Here is a 6,962-nt window from a genome sequence, read left to right as displayed (position 1 = left end):
GGCAAGATACACTACCGGTAGTGGCTTGTAATCACTCAAGACCCCATATATAGTGTGTCCTGCTCGCACAGACCGCCCCTCCACCAAGGGACAGGGGCGGCCCGCAGAGACCCCGAATTCAAATAAAACACAGCTACCGACGAGGAAATAAATGCAAACCGCTTTAAATACACCACCCACCCTCCACGCCGGTGTTCTGGCGCAGCACAACGCCGATGACGCAAACCATACGGCGACCAATTCACTGAGCCATTACCAGATCCTGCGCCGCAACGGCGCCGTGGTGCCTTTTGAGCCCAACAAAATCGCCGTCGCCATGATGAAGGCGTTCCTGGCGGTGCACGGCACGCAAGGCGCCGCGTCAGCCAGCGTTCGTGAGACCGTCGAGGTTTTGACGCAAGGCGTGATTCGGGCCTTGATGCGTTCGCGCCCCGGTGGCGGCACGTTTCACATTGAAGACGTTCAGGACCAGGTTGAACTCGGGTTGATGCGCGGCGGCCATCACGAGATTGCGCGGGCCTATGTGCTTTACCGCGAAAAGCGCACCCAGGAGCGCGCCAAAAAGGTGACCCAGGCGGCCCCCAAGGCCCCCCTGCTGCACGCGCTGGACAACGGTGAGCGCATCGTTCTTGATCTGGATCGGCTCAAGAGCCTCATCCAGTCCGCCTGCGCCGGACTGGGTGCGGACGTCAAGCCCGAACCGATCATGGCAGAGACGATGCGCAACCTGTATGACGGCGTCCCGATGGACGAGGTGTACAAGGCCTCTGTACTGGCGGCGCGCACGTTGATCGAGAAAGACCCCGACTACACCTACGCGACGGCCCGGCTGCTGTTTCACACCATTGCCAAGGAAGTTCTGGGCAAAGACGTGGCGCAGGAAGACATGGCTCAGGCCTACGTTGATTACTTCCCTCAGTTCATCAAAAAAGGCGTCGCCAACGATCTGCTCGACGAAAAGCTGCTGCAGTTTGACCTGGCACGGCTGGGTGGGGCACTCAAGGCGGAACGGGATCTGAAATTCGACTACCTGGGTCTGCAGACCTTGTATGACCGCTATTTCCTGCACGTCGGCAAATCACGCATTGAGTTGCCGCAGGCATTTTTCATGCGCGTGGCCATGGGTCTGTCGCTCAATGAGATCGACCGCGAGGCGCGGGCCATCGAGTTTTACGAAGTCCTCTCTTCTTTTGATTTCATGTCCAGCACGCCGACGCTGTTCAATAGCGGCACCTTGCGCTCACAGCTTTCGAGCTGCTATCTCACCACCGTTCCCGACGATCTGGACGGCATCTACGAATCCATCAAAGAAAACGCCTTGCTGTCCAAGTTCGCGGGCGGCCTGGGCAATGACTGGACGCGTGTGCGCGCCCTGGGCGCCCACATCAAGGGCACCAATGGCGAGTCGCAAGGCGTGGTGCCGTTCCTGAAAGTGGTGAATGACACGGCTGTCGCGGTCAATCAGGGCGGCAAGCGCAAGGGGGCTGTTTGCACTTATCTGGAAACCTGGCACCTGGATATCGAGGAGTTCCTGGAGTTGCGCAAGAATACCGGTGATGATCGCCGTCGCACCCACGACATGAACACGGCCAACTGGGTTCCCGACCTGTTCATGCGTCGCGTCATGGAAAAAGGACAGTGGACTTTGTTCTCACCCAACAATGTGCCCGACCTGCACGACAAATTCGGGGCTGATTTTGAGAACGCCTATGTCGCGTACGAAGAAAAAGCGGCGCGCGGCGAGATCAAGCCGACCCGCACCTTGCCGGCGGCTGACCTGTGGCGAAAGATGCTCACCATGCTGTTTGAAACCGGCCACCCCTGGATCACGTTCAAGGACGCCTGCAACGTGCGCTCACCGCAGCAGCATTGCGGGGTGGTTCACTCCAGCAATCTGTGCACCGAGATCACGCTCAATACCAGCGATACCGAGACAGCGGTGTGCAATCTCGGCTCGATCAACTTGCTGCAGCATCTTAAGGATGGCGCCGTCGACCACGCCAAGCTGCAAAAGACCATCACGACCGCGATGCGCATGCTCGACAACGTCATCGACATCAACTATTACGCGGTGAAGAAGGCACGCGACTCCAATATGCGGCACCGTCCGGTGGGCTTGGGTGTCATGGCTTTCCAGGACAGTCTGTATGAGTTGCGCATCCCCTACGCCAGCGACGCTGCCGTGGAGTTTGCCGACCAATCGATGGAAGCCATCTGCTACTACGCTTATTGGGCCTCCACCGAGCTGGCCCGTGAACGCGGTCAATACGCCAGCTACAAAGGGTCGCTTTGGGACCAAGGCATTTTGCCGATCGACACCCTGGACATGCTGGCGCGCGCGCGCGGCGGCTATGTGGAAGTGGACCGCTCGTCGACGCTGGATTGGGACACCCTGCGCAAAAAAATTGCCAGGGATGGCATGCGTAACTCCAACTGCACCGCCATCGCACCGACCGCCACTATCTCCAACATCATCGGTGTCGACGCCTCGATCGAGCCCTGCTTTGGCAACCTGTCCGTCAAGTCGAACCTGTCGGGTGAATTCACCATCATCAACGGTTACCTGGTGCGGGACCTCAAACGCCTCGGGCTCTGGGATGATGTCATGGTGATGGACCTGAAACACTTTGATGGCTCCCTGAATCCGATTGACCGGGTGCCCGCTGACATCAAGGCCTTGTACGCGACCGCCTTCGAGGTTGAAACGCGCTGGCTGGTGGAAGCCGCATCGCGCCGCCAGAAGTGGATCGATCAGGCTCAATCGCTCAACATTTACATGGCCGGGGCCTCTGGCAAAAAGCTCGATGACACCTACAAGCTGGCCTGGATTCGTGGCTTGAAGACGACCTACTATTTGCGCACCATGTCGGCCACCCACGCCGAGAAATCAACCGTGACCGCAGGGCGAATGAATGCCGTGTCCTCAGGTCATGAAACACACCATAGCAATGGCGCCATGAGCGCACTGGATGCCGCCGCTGCCGCTGCAAAAATGCAGATGGCATCGGGCCCCGCAACAGACATCAAGTTTTGTGGTGTTGACGATCCGACCTGTGAGTCGTGTCAGTAAGGTCTGAACCCCTGTCTCATGTGTTGCGATGCGATGTTGCTGCACAACACTTGATGACGCAATATGACAGCGATATGAATGAATACTTTTCATTTCATTTCGCTGCTCTCATAATCCGCTGATTGGAATTATTTATGTTGACCTGGGACGAAGAAGTCAAGCCCACACCGCAAGTGCCGCAAGCACGTGGCTCATCCAGCAGCCGCTCGGCCGAGTTGCCTCTGCCGTCCGCCGCAGTTGCCAGCAGTCCGCGTCGCGTCAATGCCGCTGACAAGCGCATCATCAATGGCAAGACGGACGTCAACCAGCTCGTCCCTTTCAAGTACAAATGGGCCTGGGAAAAGTATCTCTCCAGCTGCGCCAACCACTGGATGCCGCAAGAGGTCAACATGACGCGCGACATTGCGCTGTGGAAAGATCCGAACGGCCTGACCGAAGATGAACGTCGCATCATCAAACGCAATCTTGGTTTTTTCGTCACGGCCGATTCGCTGGCGGCCAACAACATTGTGCTCGGCACCTACCGCCATATCACGGCGCCCGAGTGCCGGCAGTTTTTGTTGCGCCAGGCCTTTGAAGAGGCCATTCATACCCATGCCTACCAGTACATCGTGGAGTCACTGGGCCTGGATGAAAGCGAAATCTTCAACGCCTACAACGAAGTCAAATCGATTCGCGACAAAGACGAGTTTCTGATCCCCTTCATTGAGGCGATCATGGACCCGGCATTCAAAACCGGAACGCATGAGACGGATCAAACCCTGCTGAAGTCGCTGATTGTGTTTGCCTGCCTGATGGAAGGCCTGTTTTTCTATGTCGGGTTTACACAAATTCTGGCATTGGGCCGTCAAAACAAAATGACGGGCGCGGCCGAGCAGTACCAGTACATTTTGCGCGACGAGTCGATGCACTGCAACTTTGGCATTGACCTGATCAACCAGCTCAAGCTCGAAAATCCGCAGTTGTGGACATCCGAGTTCAAGGCGGAAATCAAGGCGCTGTTCGAAGAGGCTGTGGAGCTTGAATACCGATACGCGGAAGACACCATGCCGCGTGGCGTGCTGGGCATGAATGCGTCGATGTTCAAAGGCTACTTGCGTTATATCGCCAACCGTCGTGCGACGCAGATCGGCCTTGAAGCGCTTTACCCCAACGAAGAGAATCCATTCCCATGGATGAGCGAAATGATTGACCTGAAGAAAGAGCGCAACTTTTTCGAAACCCGCGTCATCGAGTACCAATCAGGCGGCGCGCTTTCCTGGGATTGATTTAAAAAAATGACAACAAGAATTTCACAAACGGTTGATGGCCCCAAAGAGGGCAAAAGCCGTTTGTGCACCCGAGTTCATGGTGCTGGGATCGAGCCCAACACCATGAATCGCTTCATGCACTCCAACTCGCATGAAGTGCTCTTTGTAAATTGATCAAGGAGAAAATGATGGCAACTGCAAAAAAACCGGTCGCAAAAAAGGCCGCTCCCGCGAAGAAAATTGCACCCGCAAAAAAAGCTGCACCAGCGAAGAAAGCTGCACCAGCCAAAAAAGTAGCCGCTAAAAAAGCGGCGCCGGCCAAAAAGGCGGCACCAGCGAAAAAAGTAGCCGCTAAAAAAGCTGCGCCTGCGAAGAAAGCTGCACCGGCCAAGAAAGCCGCTCCGGCTAAAAAGGCTGCTGCTAAAAAAGCGCCTGCGAAGAAAGCTGTAGCAGCCAAGAAAGCTGCGCCAGCCAAGAAAGCCGCTCCGGCCAAAAAGGCTGCTGCTAAGAAGGCGCCTGCCAAAAAAGCCGCTGCGGCTAAAAAGCCAGCTGCTAAAAAGCCAGTCGCCAAAAAGGCAGCCAAGAAGCCGGCTGCGAAGAAAGCCGCGAAAGCACCCGCTGCCAAGGCAGCGCCTGCTCCAGCGATCCCTGCCGCTCAGACGACCCTGAACCCGCAGGCTGCTTGGCCGTTTCCGACGGGCAGCAAACCCTGAACCTCCACGGTTCTGCTTCAAACCCGGTGCCGAAAGACATCGGGTTTTTTCTTGGGCGCTACAAACCGGGCCCCGTCAAGGATAGAAAGCCAGCAAACGGTAGCCGACGACCCGGTCCACCGAAGCGCTCGCATTGACAGCCATGGCAAGTGACGTCGTCCACTCGGCATCGGCTGCCAGGGACTCAAATTTGACACCTAATTCGGAGGGGAGGAAGACACGTCGCACGACGGGCTGATCGCGTGAGTCGGTCAAAGTCAATTCCATGGCCGGCACGGCCAGTGCCGTGCTGGCTGTGTTTTTGAGTGTGAAATTCAGGCGGTAGGCGTCCCCCCGAATTTTGGAAAACGATGAGCTGTCAATCACAATGGACTCAATCCGTCGCAACGCTGACAAGGTGCAATTCAAGGGACCACAGATCGCCAGCAACCAGGGTTTCAGGCCGGGTTGCAAGGCCACAATCCGATCGCGCTCATGCAACACAATTTGTCCAGCCAGTCCCAGCAATAGCGCCAAACTCACCAATACCAAAGTCGCCCGCATGAGAGGCTTGTACCAAAACGAGTTGGGTCTGTGATCGCGCAGGAAAGAAACCTCTTCCAATTCAGCGCTGTGCTCGGGTTCAGCGCCGTCAGCATCGGTATCGTAGGCGTCAGCATGAGCCGCATCATCGGGCAGTGTTGCCGTCGACGCGGCCAGCAGCACGCGCTCATCCGGGATCGACTCTGTCGAAGCCGACTCGGTATCAACAAGCTGAACCGCCGCATCCGGCGCGTCTGTCGCTTCGGAAATTGTCGGCGGCCCCTCATGCTGGGCAACTGGCCCCTCCTCCTCCTCCGCCTCCACCGAGGTCGGCAACAGGTGAAGCGACGCGTCAAATATTTCGTCGCACTGGCCGCATCGAACCCATCCTTCGGAAATCCGAAGCTGGTCGGGTACCACCTTGAACAGGGTCTCGCAGGCCGGGCAACGTGTGATCAGACTCATTTGCAGCGAATGGTAAACCGTACCCGTGACGATTCAACGCGTGGCGGTCATCAGTATCCAGCCATCTTCCTGGTCAGAAATCTTGAGCTCACAGTAGGGCGCGTAGGCCGCCTTCAATTCATCTGCCTGGCGCTCGAGAATGCCCGCCAACACCAGCGAGCCACCCGGCGCCACGCGCGACCACAACAGGGGGGCCAGCACCTTCAGCGGAGAAGCCAGAATATTGGCCAGCACCGTCTGATAGACGCCCGTCACGATCTCGGGCAACCCGGCGTTGAGTTTGACCTCATTGGCTTGCGCATTCAGCACGGTCGATTCAACCGCTGCATCATCAATGTCGACCGCGTCAATGTCGGTGGCGCCATGCTTGGCCGCACCGATCGACAGAATGCCCGAACCACAGCCGTAATCGAGCACCCGACCCAGATCATTGCCGGCCTGGGATCCGTCCGGGCGACCATGGCGCGCAATCCATCGCAAACACATCCGCGTGGTGGGGTGGGTACCGGTGCCAAACGCCAGGCCGGGATCGAGCCGGATGATGATGCGGGCCTGCGGGGGCGGCTCGTGCCAGGTCGGCACAATCCAGAACTCCGGCGTGATGTCCACCGGCGTGAACTGGGACTGGGTCAAACGCACCCAATCCTGTTCCGGCACGTCCTGCAGACCCAGTATCTGGCAGTCAGCAAAAAAATCCTGCGCCTCCAAAAGTGCCAGTGCCTCCTTGGCCAGGGCCTCCGAGGCATAGAGCGCAGTGACCCGTGAGCGTTGCCAGCCGTCTTTGGGTGGCGGCATGCCGGGTTCACCAAACAAGGCCTGCTCGGCATCGGTCTGGGCGTCTGCATCCTCCACGCTGACGCTCAAGGCATCCAGCGCATCGAGTGCATCACTCAAGGTCTCAACCCGGTTTTCCGGGCACATCAGGCTCAGTTCAAACATGCG

General features: G+C 57.6%; 5 protein-coding genes and 1 pseudogene. 3 read left to right on the top strand and 3 right to left on the bottom strand.

Annotation, left to right across the window (positions count from 1 at the left end):
- Positions 1-151 precede the first annotated feature (151 nt).
- The 3 genes from B3V69_RS18645 (at position 152) to B3V69_RS18635 (ending at position 5,033) form a co-directional block, all read left to right on the top strand.
- Positions 152-3,070, top strand: a complete 2,919-nt coding sequence (locus tag B3V69_RS18645; protein ID WP_296448659.1) for a ribonucleoside-diphosphate reductase subunit alpha — start codon at positions 152-154, stop codon at positions 3,068-3,070.
- Positions 3,071-3,204: 134 nt separating this feature from the next.
- On the top strand, positions 3,205-4,338 hold the full coding sequence (locus B3V69_RS18640; RefSeq protein WP_296448657.1) for a ribonucleotide-diphosphate reductase subunit beta: 1,134 nt from the start codon (positions 3,205-3,207) through the stop codon (positions 4,336-4,338).
- A 170-nt stretch (positions 4,339-4,508) separates the two neighbouring features.
- Entirely contained in the window at positions 4,509-5,033 is a 525-nt protein-coding gene (locus tag B3V69_RS18635; RefSeq protein ID WP_296448655.1) for a histone H1-like DNA-binding protein, read from the top strand.
- A gap of 75 nt (positions 5,034-5,108) precedes the next feature.
- On the opposite strand, the gene B3V69_RS18630 is transcribed toward B3V69_RS18635, so the two are convergent.
- The 3 genes and pseudogenes from B3V69_RS18630 to prmA all read right to left on the bottom strand — a co-directional run bounded on the left by B3V69_RS18630 (position 5,109) and on the right by prmA (position 6,959).
- Positions 5,109-5,738 (bottom strand): DUF3426 domain-containing protein, encoded by a 630-nt coding sequence (locus B3V69_RS18630; protein ID WP_414707578.1) that lies wholly within the window; start codon positions 5,736-5,738, stop codon positions 5,109-5,111.
- A 146-nt stretch (positions 5,739-5,884) separates the two neighbouring features.
- A pseudogene (locus B3V69_RS20850) lies at positions 5,885-6,020 on the bottom strand (zinc-ribbon domain-containing protein); the annotation flags it as partial.
- 33 nt (positions 6,021-6,053) lie between these two features.
- Complete coding sequence (gene prmA / locus B3V69_RS18625) at positions 6,054-6,959, bottom strand: 50S ribosomal protein L11 methyltransferase (RefSeq protein WP_296448674.1); 906 nt, start codon at positions 6,957-6,959, stop codon at positions 6,054-6,056.
- Positions 6,960-6,962 lie beyond the last annotated feature (3 nt).

Origin of the sequence: Rhodoferax sp. UBA5149 (assembly GCF_002413825.1) — a bacterium.
In the GTDB taxonomy this organism is placed as follows: Bacteria; Pseudomonadota; Gammaproteobacteria; order Burkholderiales; family Burkholderiaceae_C; genus Rhodoferax.
The sequence above is the reverse complement of the archived record's forward strand: the minus strand, read 5'-3'. Positions and strand labels throughout refer to the sequence as shown.

Bases quoted from the DNA above. Each gene is read 5' to 3' on its own strand.
- B3V69_RS18640 (WP_296448657.1), top strand. From the start codon at position 3,205: ATGTTGACCTGGGACGAAGAAGTCAAGCCCACACCGCAAGTGCCGCAA.
- B3V69_RS18635 (WP_296448655.1), top strand. From the start codon at position 4,509: ATGGCAACTGCAAAAAAACCGGTCGCAAAAAAGGCCGCTCCCGCGAAG.
- prmA (WP_296448674.1), bottom strand. From the start codon at position 6,959: ATGTTTGAACTGAGCCTGATGTGCCCGGAAAACCGGGTTGAGACCTTG.
- B3V69_RS18645 (WP_296448659.1), top strand. From the start codon at position 152: ATGCAAACCGCTTTAAATACACCACCCACCCTCCACGCCGGTGTTCTG.